Genomic DNA, 19,812 nt, shown 5'->3' with positions numbered 1-19,812 from the left:
ATTCATAATTGCTAATATGTTACAAGTATTTCAGGTGTTCCTATAATTATATAATTACCTGAAGAATATTTACATACAGCATAATTAAAATCTATCAATTTACCATTACTTTGAATTGAGTCATATTGCTTAGTATAGGCAGTAGTGCTATATCCATTTTCTAAATCTATTGTATTAATATTTGATGCTCTATGATCTTTTAAAAGCTTTAATATCTGTTTATTTGTAGAATATACGTCACCACTTTGCATCTTACATTTTAGGTATTGAAAGTATCTAACATTACTATATTTATTACCTATGTATTTTTCTAACTTGTTTCTTAAGTCTTCAAGCGAATTGCTATTATCATATTTTATGATATTCACTGTCACAACATTATGGTTTTCATATTGCATAATTTCTATGTAACCATTTATATTACCTTTACCAAATTCTATGCAATAAGTCTGCTCATTTTTTAATGATGTAACATTCCATCCATCATAAAAATCTAAACTTCTTAGTATATCATCGCTAACCTTTTCTCTGTTTTCATCCGTTGTAAATACGGTCTTTATACCATACTCTACAACCTGACTATCTGTACTCTTCAAAATATCGTTAAATAAATCTGACTTTGCTTCTGTAACAGATAAATCAGTCATCATCAATAGAAGTATAAATAAAGGTAAAATACTAAGCATAATCACTTTTTTCTTCATATGAACCGCTCTGATACTTAAATACTCAGAGCTTGTCACCCCCTTTTCTTCCCTTCTAGATTATGGACAATTGCTGAGAAAGTTATTCAGGAGGTTATCTTAAATTTAATATACTAATAATATATACCTCTATACGATAAAGTGTGACTACTTTATGAAATAGTGCTATAAAAAAAAATAACACGAAACTTACGTTTCGTGTTATTTGTAACTATTATCAATTAATATTAAATTATTTTAATTTTAATCTTGCCATAGATCTAGCCAAAGCTATTTCAGCTCTTTTAACATCTATTTCGCCTTTAGTGTCTAATCTTTCTTCAGCTCTTTTTCTAGACTCTTCAGCTCTCTTAAAATCTATATCTTCTGGCCAATCACAAGCATCACATAGGATTCTAACAACATTATCCTTTACTTCTAATATACCTGTTGATGTAAATGCTTTAAGTTTTTTACCACCTTTTTCAGTGATTTCAGTAACACAAGGTCTTAAAGTAGTTACTAAAGGCATATGGTCAAGAAGTATTCCTACGCCTCCTTGAGTACTTTCAGTTATTATTTGTGTAACTTCACCAGTATAAAATTCCTTTTCAGGAGTAAGGATAGTTAATTTTAAAGCGTCTGCCATATTTATCCCCTAACTTTCCATCATTGCTTTTGCACTCTCAACAACTTCTTCTATAGTTCCCTTGAATAAGAATGCTGCTTCCGGTAAGTTATCATACTTACCGTCAAGTATTTCCCTGAAACTTCTTACAGTATCTTTTATCTGAACATAAGCTCCCTTAAATCCAGTAAATTGCTCTGCAACAGTAAATGGTTGAGATAAGAATCTTTGAACTCTTCTAGCTCTTATAACTACCAATCTATCTGTCTCTGAAAGTTCATCTACACCCAGAATTGCTATGATATCTTGAAGTTCTCTATATCTTTGAAGTATATGCTTAACATCAGTAGCTACTGCATAATGCTCTTCCCCTACTATTCTTGGGTCAAGAATTCTTGAACTTGACTCTAGCGGGTCAACTGCAGGGTATATTCCAAGCTCTGATATAGCTCTTGAAAGAACTGTTTGCGCATCAAGGTGAGAGAATGTAGTTGCTGGTGCTGGGTCAGTTAAGTCGTCAGCAGGTACGTATACAGCCTGAATGGATGTTATAGAACCTTGCTTTGTTGATGTTATTCTCTCTTGAAGAGCACCCATTTCAGTTGCAAGTGTTGGTTGGTATCCAACAGCACTTGGTATTCTTCCAAGTAGCGCTGAAACCTCTGAACCTGCTTGCGTAAATCTAAATATATTATCTATAAATAGAAGCACATCTTGACCTTGATCTCTGAAGTATTCAGCCATAGTAAGTCCTGTAAGCGCTACTCTCATTCTAGCTCCAGGCGGCTCATTCATCTGACCAAATACTAGTGCAGTTTTATCAATAACTCCAGATTCCTTCATTTCATAGTAAAGGTCATTACCTTCTCTTGTTCTTTCTCCAACACCTGTAAATACAGATAAACCACCATGTTGTTTAGCTATATTGTTTATAAGTTCTTGGATAATAACTGTTTTACCAACTCCAGCACCACCAAATAGTCCTATTTTTCCACCTCTTTGATATGGTGCAAGAAGATCTATAACCTTGATCCCTGTTTCGAACATTTCTGGTTTAACAGATTGCTCTTCAAAACTTGGTGCTGGTCTGTGAATAGGATAAAATTTATCCGCAACAACTTCACCCGCTTCATCAATTGGCTGTCCTAATAAGTTGAAAAGTCTTCCTAAAACAGGTTCTCCAACAGGTACAGATATAGGATCACCTGTGTCTAGTGCATCCATACCTCTTTTTAAACCATCTGTAGCTTCCATAGAAATAGTTCTAACAATATCGTCTCCAACATGTTGTGCTACTTCAGTTATGAGTTTTCTATCTTCTATAGTTATTTCTATAGCGTTGTATATATTAGGAAGGTTTTCTGTACTGAATTTTATATCTACTACAGGTCCTATAACCTGAACAACTTTGCCTATGTTTGGCATTAGTGTCCCTCCTTACTTTTGAGCTTCGGCTCCTCCGACTATTTCGGATATTTCTTGAGTTATAGCACTTTGTCTTTCTCTATTGTACTTGAGATTTAACTTATCCAATAACTCATTTGCATTCTTTGTTGCTCCATCCATTGCAGCCATTCTAGAGCCCTGCTCACTAGCTTTTGCATGAAGCATATAATTTAATATCTGTTGTTTCAATTGCATAACTACTATATCATCTATCATTTCATCAATAGATGGTTCAAACTTAACAAAACGTTCCTTTGTTTCAGTGTCCTTATTCTCCAATGGAAGTATCTTTTCTACATTAACCACCTGTTTTACAGTAGAGAAAAATCTTGTATATACAATATATACTTCTCCAACTTCATCCTTACGATATAAATCTAATGCCTTATATGTAATTGCTTCTGCCTCTTTTAACGTAGGTACATCAGGTATATCTACATACTCAGCTGTAGTTTGAAATCTTAATCTGTTAAAGTACATTCTTCCCTTTTGACCTACTGCTATAAGGATAGAATTATCTCTATCTTTAGTTATTATCTCCGCAGTCTTATTTACTACATTAGCATTAAATCCTCCGCAAAGTCCTGTATCAGAATTTAGTGTAATATAAAGCTTTTTCTTACCTTTATTACCATGTATGTAAATACTCTTTTCCTCAGCGCCTTTAACAAACTCATTGACAATAGCACTAAAAGTTTTTGAGTATTTATCATTTCCCTCAAGTTTATTTCTAACCTTCCTGAGTTTAGAGGTGGCAATAAGTCCCATGGCTTTTGTTATTTTTTGGGTACTGGTTATTGATTTAATTCTTCTTTTAATCGTAACAAGTCCTGCCCCTGCCATACTTCACCTCCCGCAAAGGAAAAACTATACCTCTGCTAAAAATATTTTTTTGTATTCTTCTATAGCATCACTAAGTCTTTTGCTTAAGTCATCAGATAAAGCTTTCTTTTCTACTATCTCTTGACCTATTTCCTTGTGATGTGTATCCATATACTCTAGGAACTTGTTCTCAAATTCGCTAATCTTATCTACTGGAACATCCAAAATATGTTCCTTAACACCTGCATAAAGAATCATAATTTGCTTCTCTACTGGTACTGGTCTGTATTGAGGCTGTTTAAGGATTTCCATTAATCTTTTACCCTTTTCAAGCCTCTTCTTAGATTCTTTATCAAGATCTGAACCAAATTGTGCAAAGGCCGCAAGTTCTCTATATTGTGCAAGGTCAAGTCTTAATGATCCTGCAACCTGCTTCATAGCCTTAATCTGAGCACTACCACCAACTCTGGATACTGATATACCAGCGTTAACAGCTGGTCTCTGTCCAGCATAGAACAACTCAGCCTCAAGGAATATCTGACCATCTGTTATAGAAATAACGTTAGTTGGTATGTATGCAGTAACGTCTCCTGCAAGAGTTTCTATTATAGGAAGCGCTGTAAGCGATCCTCCACCAAGCTTATCTGAAAGCTTTGCAGCTCTCTCAAGAAGTCTTGAGTGTACATAGAATACATCTCCAGGATATGCTTCTCTTCCTGGTGGTCTACGAAGTAATAGTGACATTGCTCTATAAGCAACAGCGTGCTTAGACAAATCATCATATACTATAAGTACATCTTTTCCTAGGTGCATGAAATACTCACCCATTGTACAACCTGCATATGGCGCAAGATACTGTAATGGTGCTGATTCTGAAGCTGTAGCTGATACAACAATTGTGTAATCCATCGCTCCTGCTTCAGTTAGATTGTTAACTATATGAGCTACAGTTGACTGTTTTTGTCCTATCGCAACATATATACAAATTACATCTTTACCTTTTTGGTTTACTATTGTATCTGTAGCTATTGCAGTCTTTCCTGTCTGTCTGTCTCCTATAATAAGCTCTCTTTGACCTTTTCCAATAGGAATCATTGAGTCTATAGCTTTTATACCTGTTTGTAGTGGCTGTTTAACTGACTGTCTAGTTATAACTCCTGGAGCTACAAGTTCAACTGGTCTTGTTTCAGTAGTTTTAATAGGACCATTTCCATCTATAGGCTGACCAAGTGCGTTTACAACTCTACCTATCATAGCCTCTCCTACTGGTACCTCAACAACTTTTCCAGTTCTCTTAACTATATCTCCTTCTTTTATACCTTTCTCAGAACCTAGAAGAACGCATCCTACATTGTCCTGTTCAAGGTTTAGAGCCATAGCGTAAATATTGTTTGGAAACTCTAAAAGTTCCCCTGCCATACATTCATTAAGACCATAAACTCTGGCTATACCATCACCTATTTGGATTATTGTACCTGAATCAACTGTCTCTATTTTCTTTTCATACTTTTCAATTTCCTGTTTTATAATTGAAGTTATTTCTTCAGGTCTTATGTTCATAGGCTCACCTCTAATCTCTCTTAAGCATTAATTTTTTCATTTCTTCAAGCTTGGATTTTACGGTACCATCTATTACTTCGTTATCCACTTGTACGTAAATACCGCCAATTATACTCGAATCAATTTCTTCTTCTAATAATACTTTCTTATTAAATTTCGTTTGAAGCTTTTCTATTAAGCTTTTTCTTTCTTCATCTATGAGAGGAATAACAGTTTTTACTTTAGCAACAACCTTATTGTTCTTCTCAAGATAAATTTTTTCCATCTCTCTAAGCTTTCCTTCAAGTTGCAATATTCTTCCTTTTTCTATAAGAACAATTAAGAAAGATAATAAATCTTCATCAATTTTATTCCTGAAAATTTGTTCAAATAACTTTTTCTTACTTGAGGTACTTACTTGAGGGTGCCTTATAAGTTCTAAGAACTCTTGATCATTATTTATTAGAGCTACTATACTTCTTAATTCTTCTAAATACTGCTCTACTTTTCCTTTTCCTTCTGCAACCTCATAGAGTGCAAGAGCGTATCTCCTATCCAAATATTCATACATAGTTAGATACCTACCTTAGCTATAAAATCCTTTATAAGTCTCCTATGCTGTTCTTCGCTCACAGATTCTTCCAAAGCTTTTGAAGACAATAAGACAGCTAAATCTACAACCTGATTTTTTATTTCATCAGCTGCTTTTTCCTTCTCTCTTTCAGCTTCAACCTTAGCTCTACTGATTATAGTGTCTGCTTCTGTGCGAGCTTCTGTTATTATATTTGAGGAAACTTTTTCGGCTTTTACTTTATAATCTTCTACTATACTTTTTCCTTCACTCTTAGCTCCATTTAATATGTTTTGATTTTCTACTTTTAATTCTTCAGCTTTTTTTCTATCTTCTTCAGCTTTAGTTATATTAGTAGTAATCTCACTTTGTCTTTTGCTTATAGTATCGTTAACTGGTTTGAATAGAAAACGCCTTAGGATAAAATATAGTATGGCAAAGTTTATGATAGTGGCTATAAGCTGAGAAACATGTATCTCCATCCTATTATAAAAGCCTCCCTTCAGGCATAGACTTAAATAGCGCTACTAGCACTATTTAGTGAATATTAATAATAATGCAACTAGTAATGCGTAGATTGATGTTGCTTCTGAGAACGCAGCACCTACAACCATTGTACTTATTATTTTACCACTTGCATCTGGCTGTCTTGAAACACCTTCAACTGCTTTTCCTGCAGCATTACCTGTTCCAATACCTCCTCCTAAACAACCTATTGCAGCTAAACCTGCACCTATTGCTGCCATTCCTGATACAAATGCTTGTGGATCAATGTTACCCATTTTTCTTCCTCCTTAAATAATCATTAAATTTTATTATTTTAATTAATTGATAACTAAGTTTTAGTGTTCTGCTATAATTTTGATATTAACCATTGTTAGCATCATAAATATAACCATTTGAATTGTACCATCAAACACATCAAAATATGCATGAAGTGGTACAGGAATACCTATTTGAGCTATAAATCCTAAGTGTCCTAACCCTTCGTAAATCATTTCCATAACTACGAAAGCTGCAGTCATGTTACCAAATAATCTCAGTGTTAGAGATACTGGTAGCATAAATCTTTCTACAAGATTTAATGGTAATAATGCAGCATATGGGCTAAAATAGCCACCTAGGTAATGGCCTAATCCTATTCTTTTAATAGCATTTACCTGTACTACAATAAACGATATTAATGCTAGGCCTCCTACTACGCTAAAGTCAAGTGTTGGAGGTTTAAGTCCAATTAAACCTAATAAGTTCATGGATAAAAGAAAAATTGCTAAAGTTCCTATGTACGGCACAAAAGCAGAGTATCCTTCTCCCATGTTTTCTTTAACAAGTGAATTAAAGGTTTCTACAACTATCTCTACAACACTTTGCTTTCTGTCTGGAACTTTTTTCAAGTTCCTGGTAGATATAATAGCTATTATACTTATTATAACTATTAAAATCCACTGAATTAATAAACTTGAAGTTACACCGAATTTATATCCAAATAAATTCAGATGAAACAAAGGTTCAAACTTTTCCAATTAATCACATCCTTTCATAAATTATTCATTTTTTATGTTTATTCCATATAGGGTCAACGATATAAATTGTGCACTATATCCAAATATATAGGCAACTACATTAAACTTATTATGATTAAATATAGCAATTGCTATTCCACATACAACTAATACTCTTACTACAAACCCTATTAGAGCTATTGATTGATATTTGTCCTTTTTACTTAAAAGTGCGTATCTTGTTAATATGCCATTAAATACAAGATTTAAAAAGGCTACTATCAATCCAAGTAAAATTATCAGAGAATAACTTTTAAAAAATATATTGGTTGTCCAATACAAAATCACTGCTAATATTACATCAAAAATTATAACTTTTTTTAACATATCTCGAAGGTCATCTTTCACTTTTGTATCCTCCAATAATATTTACATGATAATTAATTATATAGTCTAAGCAAGTATAAATAAAATCCTACATTTTGCTTATATTTTGAATTTTTAGCTTTAATAGTTGGTTTTTTAACAATAAGGAGCATTTTTGTCTTCGTTTCTTCTATTTTATCCCGTTTTCTAAGTTTAAAAAAAATTAACAATTTAAATTTTACGCATCGAATTATATTGAATTTTCTGTACATTGGATTTAAACCTTTTATTTATCTTAAAATCTAAATTGACATATATGTATATATTGGTAAACTTGCTTCCTTTCAGCTTAACCTATATGTGAATTTCGTGTAAACGTTTTGCGAAAAAAAATCTTAGTTTATTATTTAACAATCGTGCTGTGATATTATCATATTCAATAATTTAAATATATTTAAAAGATTTTATTTTCTTATTTATTACTTTACATTATTTTAGTCCATCTTTCAACCGTTATATTTTCTAGAATATGTATTTCAATATAATTTTTATCTATACTATTAAAACAAAAGTTCTACTAACAAAGGTTTGTTCAACTGTTATATATAAATAATTTATGTGTTTCATATTATCATACTCTTTAGTTGTTCCCTAGAAAATATAAAAACAAAAGTAGTTAGAAAGCAAACTTTCTAACTACTAAACTCCTCGTATTCTTCGTCTCCCATACCAAAACACTTCAATATTGCGGCTACTATCCTTTCAGATGACTTACCATCCCCATAAGGATTTATAGCTTTACTCATTTTATCATATTCTGATGAATTATTTATTAATTCATTAGCTACCTCAACTATCTCAGCAATATCGGTACCTACAAGTTTAACTGTTCCAGCCTTAACCGCCTCTGGTCTCTCTGTAACATCTCTTAATACAAGAACTGGTTTACCCAAGTGTGGTGCCTCTTCTTGTAGGCCACCCGAATCTGTCATAATCATATAACATTTATTCATCAAGTTATGAGTTTCTTTTGTATCTAACGGAGATAGTAAGTGAACTCTATCTAATCCACCTAAAATTTTATGAACTGTATCTTTAACTACTGGATTTAAGTGTACCAGATATATTAATTCAACATCATCATTTTGTTCCACTAAAGTTTTTAATGAATTACATATATTTTCTATACCCTGCCCCCAATTTTCTCTTCTATGTGCTGTGACCATTATAACTTTCTTTTTATCATAGTCAATTTTATTTAATTCATCGTTGCTAAATATATATTCATCTTCCACAGTGAATTCCATAGCATCAATTACTGTGTTTCCTGTAACGAATATTTGACTTTCTCCAATTCCTTCTCGAAGCAAATTATTTTTCGAGCCGCTAGTTGGTGCAAAGTGTAAATCTGCTACAGCCCCTGTTAATTTTCTATTCATCTCCTCCGGAAATGGAAAGTACTTATCAAAGGTTCTAAGTCCAGCTTCTACATGGCCTACTTTTATTTTTTGGTAAAAAGCTGCTAATGCACCTGCAAAAGTTGTAGTAGTATCTCCATGTACCAATACTAAATCTGGTTTTTCTTGAATAAAAATTTCTTCTAAACCTTCTAATACCTTTGTAGTTATCCCAGTTAAACTTTGCTTTGCTTGCATTATATTCAAATCGAAATCAGGCTCAATATGAAAAAGTTCTAGTACCTGGTCAAGCATTTCCCTATGCTGAGCTGTTACACATACCTTATTCTCGACCTTATGCGTTTTTTCCAATTCTTTTACCAAAGGTGCCATCTTTATAGCCTCAGGTCTTGTTCCGAATATAGTAATAACCTTGATTTTATTCATATGTATACCTCCACGTTATTCATTTGTTATATAAACAGAATTCTTGGCATCAGATGGAGTTTTAACTCTATCTGATGCTTAGAATTCGTTATCCAGGGGTGTAGCCGCTCTAATACTCCCACTTGGAGAAAAGCAGATATCCCAAATCTCTGATTTGGTGATAGTCGCTTTCACACCGTGCAAGTAGCGAACCAAAATCTTCGATTTTGTGTGAGCCACTTTCACAGAGTGCGGGGGAGTATTAGAGCGGGTAGTCATCGGATAAATACTTAACACAACTTATTCTCTATGCTCAAAAAATCCAAATTTCCAAGCTATTATTACCAATGCTATCATAACCATAGTTAAGAGAAAGTAGGATCTTTGCGTACTTATCTGCATAGCAAGTATTGCAAAACTTCCAAGTACAGCACTTATTAGATACATAATTATAACAGCTTGCCTTTGTGTTAGTCCCATATCTAAAAGTCTGTGATGAAGATGTCCCTTATCTGCCTGCATTATAGGTTTTCCATTTAGCTTTCTTCTAATCATAGCAAAAAGAGTGTCATATATTGGTATTCCTAATGCAAGTATTGGTACCACAATTGCAAATGCTGCAGCTGATTTTATAGCTCCTTCCATAGATATAGCCGCAAGCAGAAAACCTAGAAGTTGAGCTCCTGTATCCCCCATAAATATAGATGCCGGATTAAAGTTATATGGCAAAAAACCTAGTATAGCACCAGCTAATATACTCGTTAACACAGCTGCCTCATATCTTTGATTTAATAGAGCTATTATAAAAATAGTAAGGGCTGATATAAATGCAACGCCAGCTGCCAATCCATCTAGTCCATCTATTAAATTTAAAGCATTGGTGATTCCAACTACCCAAACTATAGTTAAAGGGATTGACAATATTCCTAAGCTCATATAAAGCTCAGAACTACTAATAGGATTTGTTATTAACATAATCCTTACTCCAAATAATATTAAAGTAAGAGATGCTCCGACCTGCATTAGTAGCTTCTGCCATGGCCTTATGTCGAACTTATCATCTAAAAATCCACCAATTACTATTATTGTTGCTCCAATTATTATTCCTAATTCTGATCTAGATAATTCACCAGACTTTAATATTAAAGTTAAAATAAATGAAAAATATATAGCTAATCCACCTAGAAGTGGTATTGGTTTTTTATGCACTCTTCTGGTGTCCTTAGGTATATCTATTGCCTTTATTTTAACTGCAAACTTCTTAACTAAAGGTGTAAGCATAGCAGAAACTGCTACCGAAACCATCGCTAAAACATATAATTTATCCATAAGTTAACCTTCCTTATATACCAAGCTTTCACCTGACTAACTTGGCGTAAGTCTCCTACGCACAATGTGAAAACAATTCACACTAAATCAAGAGTTCAGCTCTCTAATTTTCTTCAGGTTGGATTTCAACGCCAAGTAAGCCATGTATTCGCGTATCTAAGATTCATATAGGTAAAAGAGTCTCCATATGAATTAAGATCTTGCTTCAATAAGAGCAGTCCCCTTGTAAAGAATCATCATTACTTATCCATTCTTGAATAGATATCTCTCTATAGTTAGTCTTTGTATCTCTTATAATTATTTTCTCTATGCCTGCATTAATTATAAATCTTTTGCATAATGTACAAGGCGAAGCATTAAATACATATTCTCCATTCTTTTGCTCCTTACCTACAAGATACATAGTTGAACCTATCATATCCTGTCGTCTAGCTGATATTATAGCATTTTGTTCAGCATGAACAGATCTACATAATTCATATCTAGTTCCCCTTGGAACCTTTAACTCTTCTCGTTTACAATATCCTAAATCACAGCAATTTTTTCGTCCTCTAGGTGCCCCAGTATATCCTGTAGACATTATCTCATCCTGCTTTACAATTATAGCTGCAAAATTGCGTCTAATACAGGTTCCTCTTTCTAGTACAGTTTCACATATATCTAGATAATAGTTATCTTTATCAATTCTTGTCATAAGCTCCTCCAATATTAATGTGATTAATATCTATATATGTTGAATAATATATAATACTTTGTTCATATTTTATTCTATACCAAAAATTATCTAATTAAAAGTACTAAAGAACTATAATCCAAAAATTAATGTATAAACTAAATTTTTCTTGTACAACGATTTCATATGGAACTCAAAAAATAAGCAGTGAATTTTCACTGCTTATCTTTATGTTTTATTTAGTTCCGTATAATCTATCTCCTGCATCTCCAAGTCCTGGTACAATGTATCCTTTTTCATTTAACTTTTCATCTATAGATGCTACATATATATCAACATCAGAATGTGCATCCATAACAATTTTTATTCCTTCAGGTGCCGCTATAAGACACATTAATTTTATATTTTTAGCTCCCTTTTCCTTAAGAAGAGTTATAGCATCTACTGCTGACCCACCTGTTGCAAGCATAGGGTCAGTAACAATAACATCTCTCTCTCCAATATCTTGTGGAAGCTTACAGAAATATTCCACAGGTTTTAATGTTTCTTCATCTCTGTAAAGTCCTATGTGTCCCACTTTAGCTGCTGGAATAAGCTTTGTCATTCCCCCAACCATTCCAAGACCTGCTCTTAATATAGGAACTATAGCAACTTTTTTTCCAGCAAGCATTTTGCACTTAGTTTTGCATATAGGTGTTTCTATTTCTACATCTTCCATTTGTAAGTCGCGAGTTACTTCATATGCCATTAACATTGCAACTTCCTCTACTAACTCTCTAAAATCCTTAGAACCTGTATTTTTATCTCTTATAAACGCTAATTTATGTAATATTAATGGATGTGCTATTTGTGTAACTTTACTCATAATTAATATCCCTCCAATATTATATTTATTATATTTTTAAATATTTACTAAGTTATTTAAGAAATATTTATAACTATTTATTATATTTCTTTTCTATTTCTGAAATCTTATCTAGTCTTCTTTGATGTCTGTCTCCTTCGAACTTTGCATTTAAAAAAGTATCTACTATATCAAGTGCCAGTCCGATTCCTACAATCCTTTGGCCTAGTGTAAGAATGTTAGCATTATTATGTTCCCTGCAAGCATGTGCACTAAAAGTATCACTACACAATGCCGCTCTTATTCCTGGTACCTTATTAGCAGCTATGCCGATTCCAATACCAGTACCACAAACCAAAATACCTAAGTCGTATTTTTTACTTGCTACTTCTTCGGCTACACTTAGTGCAAACTCTGGATAATCACAGGACTCCTCATTAAGAGTGCCGAAATCCTTATACTCTATTCCTTTACTCTGCAAATGTTTAACTATTTCGTTTTTTAGTAAAAATCCACCATGGTCACTTCCAATTGCAATTTTCATAAAAACACCTCCAAAACTTATAAAACTGGACTTTAATTTTAACTAATTTAAGATAAATCTTATTCTAGTGGCGCACAAAAAAAGAAGATAATAACATTGATTAATGCCTACATCTTCTTCAATTTGTCCAATAGCAATAAAATGCTATTTTTTAACTGCTTATATGTTTGTCTATAAACTTCTATATCTCCACCAAAAGGGTCAACAATATCCCCTTTAACTTCAATATATTCATTCAAAGTGTATACTTTATTACCAAATTCCGGAGAATAATTAGCCAAAACGTCTCTTATATACGTAGTCATAGTTAAAATAAGATCTGAACTTTCTATAATTTCTCCTGTAATCTGAACAGCATCCCTATCACTTAAATCTAAATTAATATTTTCTTTAACAACAGTAACAGAATTTTTAGAAGTTTTACTATTATTTACTACAGCTAACCCTGAAGAAATAGCCTTTATACCTTCAATATCACATAAATGATTAAAGATAGCTTCTGCCATACAACTTCTACAAGTATTTCCTGTGCAAACAAATAGTACTTTTTTCATTAGTTAACCTCCTAAAAATTATTATACTTCAAATATATCAAATCCAGCAGACTTCTTAAGTCTGTTCATAACTGCCATCCCTACACCTTTTTCTTCAAATGCTTCAGAAATTATTACATCAACATTCTTATCATCAAAATTTCTAAGAGTCTTAAATAAATTTTGTGATATAGATCCTATATTTTCTCTACTTCCAAGAGATATTACTATACCATTATGATAGCAATCTTTAGTCTCATCTGTAGCCATTATTCCAACTACCTTATTTCCATCCATATAATTTTGCACTATTTCATTGATTTTTGCAATAGTTTTTTGTAAATCTCCTTGAATAATTTTTACAGGCGCTTTTGGCGCGTAGTGTCTATATTTCATTCCCGGAGCTTTAGGTTTAAATTCTCCTTCTGGCTTTTTCATTATAGCAGGATCAATATATGTGTCTGGGTCTATTTCTCTTAACATTTCAAGTGTTATTCCACCCGGTCTCAAAATACAAGTTGGTTGAACTGTGCAGTCTATAACAGTAGATTCTAGTCCGATATCGCTTATTTTCCCTCCGAGAATGTAGTTTACCCTTCCATTCAAATCTTCTATGCATATGTCAACATCTGTAGGACTGGGTCTTCCTGAAATATTTGCGGATGGTGCAGCTATTGGCACTTTCGCTGCTCTTATAAGCTCTCTTGCTATAACATTAGACGGCATCCTAATTCCTACACTTGGAAGTGAAGCACTTGTGGCATCTGGAATGAGCTCAGATTTAGGTAAGATTACTGTCATTGGCCCTGGCCAGAACCTATCCATAAATCTTTGAGCCATATCAGGGATTTCCGAAACCAAAGACTTTATTTCTTCTATATCCGCTATATGAACTATCAAAGGATTATCTTGTGGTCTTCCTTTTGCTTCAAATATTTTTTTTACGGCTTCGTTACTTAAAGCATTAGCACCAAGACCATAAACAGTCTCAGTAGGAAATGCTACAAGCCCACCTTCCCTTATAACTTTTCCAGCTTCTTCTATGATCCTAAGATCTAAATTTTGCTCGTCAAGCATTATTATCTTTGTATTCATCTTTTGTATCCCACCTTTTTTATTATATTATACTATATCAATTTTACCATAATCAATCCCACTATTATCCCACTTAATGTTCCTATAGTACTTGTTATTCCTTCCCAAAGCTTAGAGGATTCCGGTATCATCTCCCCACAAACCACATATAGCATTATACCTGATGCAAAAGACAAGCACGCACCTAACACATTTTGCGATATATTGGCTATGTAAACTCCAAGCAATGTTCCTACAGCAGTCGGAAATGCGGTTATAAAAGCATATAATAATATTTTAGGTATTCTAACTCTAGAAGCCATAAGTGGTGCAGATACGGCAATTCCCTCTGGTATGTCATGAATTGCTATAATTAAACTCATCTTAATCCCGAGAGTACCACCTGCTGCAAATCCACACCCCATTATTATTCCTTCAGGAAAGTTGTGAATCATAAGACCTAAAGCCGCCATAAAAGCTACCTTTATATGCTTATTTGAATTATCTATGCTTACCTTGTTATCTATAATTGCAATAATTACAATTCCTAATATGCAGAAAAGCAAAGTCCCCCAAAAGCTCCATTTTGTAAGTGCTTCAGGAATCAAGTCAAATACTACCACAGACAACATAAGTCCCCCTGCAAATCCAATTATACCCCCAAGTAACTTATTAGAAGGCTTTTTAACTATAACACCTAGAGAAGCTCCAATCATTGTGCCTATTAAAGATACCATACTACCTATTAATACAATCCGAATCATATTTGCATCCAAAAAACCACCCTACTTATTTATTGTTTATATATCATGTTTATTTGCGTTCTAGTATATATATGATAAATTTTTAGTGTGTGGATGAATAAGTAACTATAGAACTAACTTTTTAATTGACAGTGGACGCTTAACAATTGTCCACTTACTCAAGCCCATTTAATCATAGTCCTCAGAATTCTTACGATAAAATTTAATCTTCTCTATAGCCTCCTCTGTAAAATGAGCAGAAACACAAGTCTTGTATATGGTATCTAGAAGAGGATATTTTGAAATATTGCCTCGCTTTATTACAGTATAATAATAGTTATTGCTTGGATAAAACTTCATTATTCTATTATAATGATAAGCTACGTATGGATACTTCTTCAAAAACTCTAAGCTAATTTGAAGCATCTTGTTACTTCTAAATTTAGATTTAGAAATTATAATTATTTTAAAATCTAATACTTTATCATTTTTAAGTTTAATATCTTCAGCATGTACAAAAACTACTTTATCAGGAATTATATTTATACTTTTTTCTCCCAATCCCAAGAGTATTTGAAGCCTATGTCCATTAAAATCAAACTTCAATGTTTCATTACTAATGCTTATAAATACTGCTATAAGTATTAAGAGTTCAACTAAAACTAAATAAAGTATATAAAACATATAAAACTTTTTTGATACAAATAGAACTGTAGGTAACATAAAAAAAATAAAGCACATAGAAAGCAGAAATCTTTTATAAGACTTTTTTTGCTTTCTTATGGCTTTATCTATATTCATCTTCCTACCTCTTTTCTTATGATGGATAATGAACTTTACATGTCTTGCTGATTATTTCCTATTGCTTTCATTTTTTCTGCTTGTTCAGCAGTTATAAGCGCATCTATTATATCATCTATATCTCCATCAAGGAAAGCATCTAACTTATATAATGTTACACCTATTCTATGGTCAGTAACTCTTCCTTGAGGATAGTTATAAGTCCTTATTCTTTCACTTCTGTCTCCTGTTCCTACTTGACTCTTTCTATCTTCAGCTATACTTGCACTTCTCTCTGCTTGTGCTCTTTCGAACAGTCTTGATTTAAGAACTTTCATAGCCTTTTCTTTATTTTTAAGCTGTGATTTTTCATCCTGACATGATACCACAAGCCCTGTTGGCAAGTGAGTAATTCTTACTGCCGAGTCAGTTGTGTTAACGCACTGTCCACCGTGTCCAGATGCTCTAAACACATCTATTCTTATATCATTAGCATTTATATCAATCTCTACATCATCTACTTCTGGCAAAACAGCAACAGTAGCTGTAGAAGTATGGATTCTTCCGCTTGATTCAGTATCTGGAACTCTTTGTACTCTATGAGCTCCACTTTCATATTTTAACTTACTGTAAGCACCTGCTCCTCTTAACATAAATACTATTTCTTTAAATCCACCAATATCTGTAGCATTGATACTTATAGTTTCTATTTTCCATCTCATACGTTCTGCATATCTTGTATACATCCTTGTTAAGTTAGCAGCAAATAAAGCAGCTTCTTCTCCACCTGCACCTGCTCTGATTTCAACAAACACGTTTTTATCATCATTAGGGTCCTTTGGTAAAAGAAGTATTTTCAACTCTTGTTCTTTTTCTTCTATAACAACCGTAAGTTCTTTTATCTCTTCTTGAGCCATTTCCCTTAAGTCCTTATCAGACTCATCTCTTAACATTTCTTTTGCAGACTCTAGCTCATCTTGTGCTCTCTTATATTCTTTATATTTTATAACAACTATCTCTAAATCTGCATGTTCTTTACATAGCTTCTGCCATTCTCTTTGATCCGCCATTATCGATGGATCACTTATCTTTATCGAAAGTTCTTCGTACTTATTTTCTATAAAATTAAGTCTATTTAACATACTTTTTTATCACTCCGTATAAATATTTTCACAATAAACAATTATATCACAATACTTTTACTTTTCGCAACAAATTTCAACTTTTCCTTTAACTACTCTATCTTTACCGGCTAAATCTTTTATACATTTTATTTCACTAAAACCTTTTTCTTTTAATATATTGCTTACTGATTCACCTTGGTCATAACCTATTTCAAATATAAGCATCCCATCTTTGTTTAAAAGTCTTAAACTTTGTTCAGTTATCTCTCTATAGAAATCTAATCCGTCTTCTCCTCCGCACAGAGCCTGATAAGGTTCATAATTCTTTACATCTTCCATTAAAGTTTCTATAACATTACTACTTATATAAGGAGGATTCGATACTATCAAATCAAATCTTTCCTTTTGTTCTATAAAGTTCTTTAGTAAATCTCCCTTTAAGACTTTAACTTTATTCTTAACACCTAACCTTTTTACATTCTCTTCTGTTACTTCCCGGGCAATATCAGAAATGTCTGAACAGCTAACCTCAACACCATCCATTAATTTAGCAATAGATATTCCTATCACTCCACTTCCACAACATACATCACATACATTTTTAAAGTTATTTTCTTTTATTGCTCCAATAGCAGTTTCCACTAGTATTTCTGTATCTGGTCTTGGAATAAGAACTCCCTCTTTAATGTAAAAAGGTATACCCATAAACTCACATTCACCTAGCATATATTTTATAGGCATCTTATTTTTCCTTTTATTTATTAGATTATAATATTTCTCAGATTCACTAGGGCTAACCTCATAATCTCTATTTAGAAGCATAAATAACCTATCTTTTTTTATAACTTTACCAAGCAATAGCTCAGTATCAATCTGGTAACTATCTATTTGGACAGCTTTTAACACCTCATAACCTTCTTTTAAAAGCTCTCCCACTGTCAGTTTGTTTTTTCCCATAAAGATTTCTCCGTTCCACTATCATTCCTTCTAATTTAACTACTCACTGTCAACTTTATTTTCTATCCCTTCTGCCCATTTAAGCGCTGCTATAGCTACTTCTAATTGTTCATAGTCTGGCTCTCTAGTTGTAAGCTTTTGAAGCATTAACCCTGGATAAGCAGATATTCTAGATAATGCACTTTTGCTTCTTCCCATCCATTTTATAATCTCATATGTTACTCCAGACACTACTGGTAGAAGCACGATTCTATACAATATTCTCTCTTTAAGACTACTCCATCCTGTTAGTGAAAATAATACTATACTTACTATCATAACCAAAAACAAAAAATTTGTACCACATCTAGGATGAAATCTATTAAATTTCTGTGCATTTTCTGGCGTAAGCTCTATTTCGCCTTCATAACAAAATATAGCTTTATGCTCTGCTCCATGATACTGAAATACTCTTTTTATATCATCCATCTTGCCTATTAAGTATACATAAATAAAAAAAATCGCTACTCTTATAATACCTTCAACTATATTAAGGCCAATAGTGTTTTTAACTCCTATTTTTTTAAAAACATTAGCCGCAAAAGTGGGTAATATAAAAAATAATAACGCTGCTATAGTTAAAGATATAATAAGAGTTATTCCCATTAATATATTTTCACTTTTATCCTTAAATACGCTCTGAAACCACTTATCAAATTTAGATGGCTCCTCCTCTTCTTCTTCAAAAAATGTTGCAGAGTAATTTAATGTGTTAATCCCTACCACCAAAGACTCTACTAGCGACACAAATCCTCTAATAATCGGAAGTGCCAATACTCTATTTCTCTTCGTGAATGGCACACTTTCCTTTCTATCTATAACAATTTCCCCATCAGACTTTCTTACAGCTGTAGCTATTCCTTTTTCACCTCTCATCATCACACCTTCAATTACAGCTTGTCCTCCGACGGATGTTTTCTTCCTCATTAATCCACCTCATCTTCACTGTTATTTTTTTTCATCTGATACTGTTCCTTGTAATCGAAGTAACACTTAGGGCATAATGATTCATACTCTACATTGTCTTCGTTATCTATTGCAATTTGCTTTCCTTCAAATACAAATTCACCATTTATCTTTCTTCCATTTAACAATGCCTTTTTTCCGCACTTACATATAGTTTTTAGTTCCTCCAAACTATGCGCTAAAAGAAGCAGTCTTTCACTTCCCTCAAACCCTTCCATTTGAAAATCTGTCCTAAGTCCATAACAAATTGTTGGAATATCCATTAAAACTGCTATTTTAAATAATTGATCTATTTGATTTTCTTTAAAAAACTGAACTTCATCAGCTAGTATACAGTCTATTCTCCCTCTTTCCTTTATCCAGTTATCTACTTCTCTATACACATTTTGATTTTCATCTAAATGCATATCAACATCTCTTGTAACTCCAAGTCTTGATACTACTTTAGTTCCCCCCTTAGTATCTGTCTTTGGTTTGATAATAATAATATTCATGCCTCTTTCCTCATAATTATGAGCTACCTGCAACAAATTGGTTGACTTACCACAATTCATAGCACCATATCTAAAATATAACTTACTCATTTATATTACCCCTTTTATCAGAATTTACAGCTTAACATTGCATAAACTATTTTTAAGTAGCATACTTCTTTTAACATATACACAAAATACTATTGTATAAATACATTTTATCAAACCTAATATATATATTCAAAAGGTATTTTTAAGTTAATTAATAGTTACTATTATTACAAGTTATTTCTATATGTTTTATAATAGCAAGCATTGACACACTTACAGTAATTAGCATTAAAGCCCTGGCA

Annotated in this window: 23 protein-coding genes; all 23 read right to left on the bottom strand. The window is 32.7% G+C overall.

Translation table 11 applies throughout. The features are described from left to right. Positions 1 to 11 precede the first annotated feature (11 nt). Positions 12 to 704, bottom strand: coding sequence for a YwmB family TATA-box binding protein (locus AC0N0V_RS00705; protein WP_474461625.1), 693 nt, complete (start codon positions 702 to 704; stop codon positions 12 to 14). Between the two features lie 232 nt (positions 705 to 936). Then, on the bottom strand, positions 937 to 1,332 hold the full coding sequence (locus tag AC0N0V_RS00700) for a F0F1 ATP synthase subunit epsilon (protein ID WP_474461624.1): 396 nt from the start codon (positions 1,330 to 1,332) through the stop codon (positions 937 to 939). Positions 1,333 to 1,341: 9 nt separating this feature from the next. After that, a complete protein-coding gene (gene atpD, locus AC0N0V_RS00695) occupies positions 1,342 to 2,736 on the bottom strand; it encodes a F0F1 ATP synthase subunit beta (protein WP_474461623.1) in 1,395 nt (464 codons plus the stop codon). 12 nt (positions 2,737 to 2,748) lie between these two features. Further along, entirely contained in the window at positions 2,749 to 3,600 is an 852-nt protein-coding gene (gene atpG, locus AC0N0V_RS00690; protein WP_474461622.1) for an ATP synthase F1 subunit gamma, read from the bottom strand. Positions 3,601 to 3,624: 24 nt separating this feature from the next. Further along, positions 3,625 to 5,139: a F0F1 ATP synthase subunit alpha gene (gene atpA / locus AC0N0V_RS00685; RefSeq protein WP_474461621.1), complete on the bottom strand. Its 1,515-nt coding sequence runs from the start codon at positions 5,137 to 5,139 to the stop codon at positions 3,625 to 3,627. Between the two features lie 10 nt (positions 5,140 to 5,149). After that, positions 5,150 to 5,689: a F0F1 ATP synthase subunit delta gene (locus AC0N0V_RS00680; protein WP_474461620.1), complete on the bottom strand. Its 540-nt coding sequence runs from the start codon at positions 5,687 to 5,689 to the stop codon at positions 5,150 to 5,152. Between the two features lie 2 nt (positions 5,690 to 5,691). Further along, the gene (locus AC0N0V_RS00675) at positions 5,692 to 6,171 is read right to left on the bottom strand and encodes a F0F1 ATP synthase subunit B (protein ID WP_474461619.1); all 480 of its coding nucleotides are present in this window, start codon (positions 6,169 to 6,171) and stop codon (positions 5,692 to 5,694) included. A gap of 51 nt (positions 6,172 to 6,222) precedes the next feature. Next, a complete protein-coding gene (atpE, locus tag AC0N0V_RS00670; RefSeq protein WP_474461618.1) occupies positions 6,223 to 6,471 on the bottom strand; it encodes an ATP synthase F0 subunit C in 249 nt (82 codons plus the stop codon). Between the two features lie 60 nt (positions 6,472 to 6,531). Continuing rightward, positions 6,532 to 7,212: a F0F1 ATP synthase subunit A gene (locus AC0N0V_RS00665; RefSeq protein ID WP_474461617.1), complete on the bottom strand. Its 681-nt coding sequence runs from the start codon at positions 7,210 to 7,212 to the stop codon at positions 6,532 to 6,534. A gap of 21 nt (positions 7,213 to 7,233) precedes the next feature. Further along, positions 7,234 to 7,599, bottom strand: coding sequence for an ATP synthase subunit I (locus AC0N0V_RS00660; protein ID WP_474461616.1), 366 nt, complete (start codon positions 7,597 to 7,599; stop codon positions 7,234 to 7,236). A 650-nt stretch (positions 7,600 to 8,249) separates the two neighbouring features. After that, positions 8,250 to 9,401 carry a non-hydrolyzing UDP-N-acetylglucosamine 2-epimerase gene (wecB, locus tag AC0N0V_RS00655; RefSeq protein WP_474461615.1) on the bottom strand — a complete coding sequence of 384 codons (1,152 nt, stop codon included), beginning with the start codon at positions 9,399 to 9,401 and terminating at the stop codon, positions 8,250 to 8,252. 279 nt (positions 9,402 to 9,680) lie between these two features. After that, complete coding sequence (locus tag AC0N0V_RS00650; RefSeq protein WP_474461614.1) at positions 9,681 to 10,709, bottom strand: MraY family glycosyltransferase; 1,029 nt, start codon at positions 10,707 to 10,709, stop codon at positions 9,681 to 9,683. Between the two features lie 205 nt (positions 10,710 to 10,914). Further along, entirely contained in the window at positions 10,915 to 11,403 is a 489-nt protein-coding gene (locus AC0N0V_RS00645; protein ID WP_474461613.1) for a deoxycytidylate deaminase, read from the bottom strand. A 214-nt stretch (positions 11,404 to 11,617) separates the two neighbouring features. Further along, the gene (gene upp, locus AC0N0V_RS00640; RefSeq protein WP_474461612.1) at positions 11,618 to 12,247 is read right to left on the bottom strand and encodes a uracil phosphoribosyltransferase; all 630 of its coding nucleotides are present in this window, start codon (positions 12,245 to 12,247) and stop codon (positions 11,618 to 11,620) included. 73 nt (positions 12,248 to 12,320) lie between these two features. Further along, positions 12,321 to 12,770, bottom strand: a complete 450-nt coding sequence (rpiB, locus tag AC0N0V_RS00635; protein WP_474461611.1) for a ribose 5-phosphate isomerase B — start codon at positions 12,768 to 12,770, stop codon at positions 12,321 to 12,323. 107 nt (positions 12,771 to 12,877) lie between these two features. Next, positions 12,878 to 13,324 carry a low molecular weight protein arginine phosphatase gene (locus AC0N0V_RS00630; RefSeq protein ID WP_474461609.1) on the bottom strand — a complete coding sequence of 149 codons (447 nt, stop codon included), beginning with the start codon at positions 13,322 to 13,324 and terminating at the stop codon, positions 12,878 to 12,880. Between the two features lie 21 nt (positions 13,325 to 13,345). Then, positions 13,346 to 14,398: an L-threonylcarbamoyladenylate synthase gene (locus tag AC0N0V_RS00625; RefSeq protein ID WP_474461608.1), complete on the bottom strand. Its 1,053-nt coding sequence runs from the start codon at positions 14,396 to 14,398 to the stop codon at positions 13,346 to 13,348. Positions 14,399 to 14,430: 32 nt separating this feature from the next. Beyond that, positions 14,431 to 15,153, bottom strand: coding sequence for a ZIP family metal transporter (locus tag AC0N0V_RS00620; protein ID WP_474461607.1), 723 nt, complete (start codon positions 15,151 to 15,153; stop codon positions 14,431 to 14,433). Positions 15,154 to 15,309: 156 nt separating this feature from the next. Beyond that, positions 15,310 to 15,921: a hypothetical protein gene (locus tag AC0N0V_RS00615; RefSeq protein WP_474461606.1), complete on the bottom strand. Its 612-nt coding sequence runs from the start codon at positions 15,919 to 15,921 to the stop codon at positions 15,310 to 15,312. A 35-nt stretch (positions 15,922 to 15,956) separates the two neighbouring features. Then, positions 15,957 to 17,042, bottom strand: a complete 1,086-nt coding sequence (gene prfA, locus AC0N0V_RS00610; protein ID WP_474461605.1) for a peptide chain release factor 1 — start codon at positions 17,040 to 17,042, stop codon at positions 15,957 to 15,959. A 57-nt stretch (positions 17,043 to 17,099) separates the two neighbouring features. Beyond that, a complete protein-coding gene (gene prmC, locus AC0N0V_RS00605) occupies positions 17,100 to 17,981 on the bottom strand; it encodes a peptide chain release factor N(5)-glutamine methyltransferase (RefSeq protein WP_474461604.1) in 882 nt (293 codons plus the stop codon). Positions 17,982 to 18,020: 39 nt separating this feature from the next. Then, complete coding sequence (locus tag AC0N0V_RS00600; protein ID WP_474461603.1) at positions 18,021 to 18,947, bottom strand: DUF1385 domain-containing protein; 927 nt, start codon at positions 18,945 to 18,947, stop codon at positions 18,021 to 18,023. Next, positions 18,947 to 19,570, bottom strand: coding sequence for a thymidine kinase (locus AC0N0V_RS00595; RefSeq protein WP_474461602.1), 624 nt, complete (start codon positions 19,568 to 19,570; stop codon positions 18,947 to 18,949). Before AC0N0V_RS00595 ends, AC0N0V_RS00600 begins: the two co-directional genes overlap by 1 nt. Positions 19,571 to 19,812: the final 242 nt, after the last annotated feature.

The organism is Clostridium sp. CS1-1 (genome assembly GCF_056135525.1).
Note: the sequence above shows the minus strand (reverse complement) of the source record. Positions and strands in the feature narration are given on the sequence as shown.

What these genes read in the sequence shown, in the direction of transcription:
- atpG (WP_474461622.1), bottom strand. Translation starts at nt 3,600, where the DNA reads ATGGCAGGGGCAGGACTTGTTACGATTAAAAGAAGAATTAAATCAATA.
- AC0N0V_RS00595 (WP_474461602.1), bottom strand. Translation starts at nt 19,570, where the DNA reads ATGAGTAAGTTATATTTTAGATATGGTGCTATGAATTGTGGTAAGTCA.
- AC0N0V_RS00675 (WP_474461619.1), bottom strand. Translation starts at nt 6,171, where the DNA reads ATGGAGATACATGTTTCTCAGCTTATAGCCACTATCATAAACTTTGCC.
- AC0N0V_RS00680 (WP_474461620.1), bottom strand. Translation starts at nt 5,689, where the DNA reads ATGTATGAATATTTGGATAGGAGATACGCTCTTGCACTCTATGAGGTT.
- AC0N0V_RS00600 (WP_474461603.1), bottom strand. Translation starts at nt 18,947, where the DNA reads ATGAGGAAGAAAACATCCGTCGGAGGACAAGCTGTAATTGAAGGTGTG.
- atpD (WP_474461623.1), bottom strand. Translation starts at nt 2,736, where the DNA reads ATGCCAAACATAGGCAAAGTTGTTCAGGTTATAGGACCTGTAGTAGAT.
- wecB (WP_474461615.1), bottom strand. Translation starts at nt 9,401, where the DNA reads ATGAATAAAATCAAGGTTATTACTATATTCGGAACAAGACCTGAGGCT.
- AC0N0V_RS00625 (WP_474461608.1), bottom strand. Translation starts at nt 14,398, where the DNA reads ATGAATACAAAGATAATAATGCTTGACGAGCAAAATTTAGATCTTAGG.
- prfA (WP_474461605.1), bottom strand. Translation starts at nt 17,042, where the DNA reads ATGTTAAATAGACTTAATTTTATAGAAAATAAGTACGAAGAACTTTCG.
- AC0N0V_RS00615 (WP_474461606.1), bottom strand. Translation starts at nt 15,921, where the DNA reads ATGAATATAGATAAAGCCATAAGAAAGCAAAAAAAGTCTTATAAAAGA.
- atpA (WP_474461621.1), bottom strand. Translation starts at nt 5,139, where the DNA reads ATGAACATAAGACCTGAAGAAATAACTTCAATTATAAAACAGGAAATT.
- upp (WP_474461612.1), bottom strand. Translation starts at nt 12,247, where the DNA reads ATGAGTAAAGTTACACAAATAGCACATCCATTAATATTACATAAATTA.
- prmC (WP_474461604.1), bottom strand. Translation starts at nt 17,981, where the DNA reads ATGGGAAAAAACAAACTGACAGTGGGAGAGCTTTTAAAAGAAGGTTAT.
- atpE (WP_474461618.1), bottom strand. Translation starts at nt 6,471, where the DNA reads ATGGGTAACATTGATCCACAAGCATTTGTATCAGGAATGGCAGCAATA.
- rpiB (WP_474461611.1), bottom strand. Translation starts at nt 12,770, where the DNA reads ATGAAAATTGCAATTGGAAGTGACCATGGTGGATTTTTACTAAAAAAC.
- AC0N0V_RS00645 (WP_474461613.1), bottom strand. Translation starts at nt 11,403, where the DNA reads ATGACAAGAATTGATAAAGATAACTATTATCTAGATATATGTGAAACT.
- AC0N0V_RS00705 (WP_474461625.1), bottom strand. Translation starts at nt 704, where the DNA reads ATGAAGAAAAAAGTGATTATGCTTAGTATTTTACCTTTATTTATACTT.
- AC0N0V_RS00700 (WP_474461624.1), bottom strand. Translation starts at nt 1,332, where the DNA reads ATGGCAGACGCTTTAAAATTAACTATCCTTACTCCTGAAAAGGAATTT.
- AC0N0V_RS00630 (WP_474461609.1), bottom strand. Translation starts at nt 13,324, where the DNA reads ATGAAAAAAGTACTATTTGTTTGCACAGGAAATACTTGTAGAAGTTGT.
- AC0N0V_RS00650 (WP_474461614.1), bottom strand. Translation starts at nt 10,709, where the DNA reads ATGGATAAATTATATGTTTTAGCGATGGTTTCGGTAGCAGTTTCTGCT.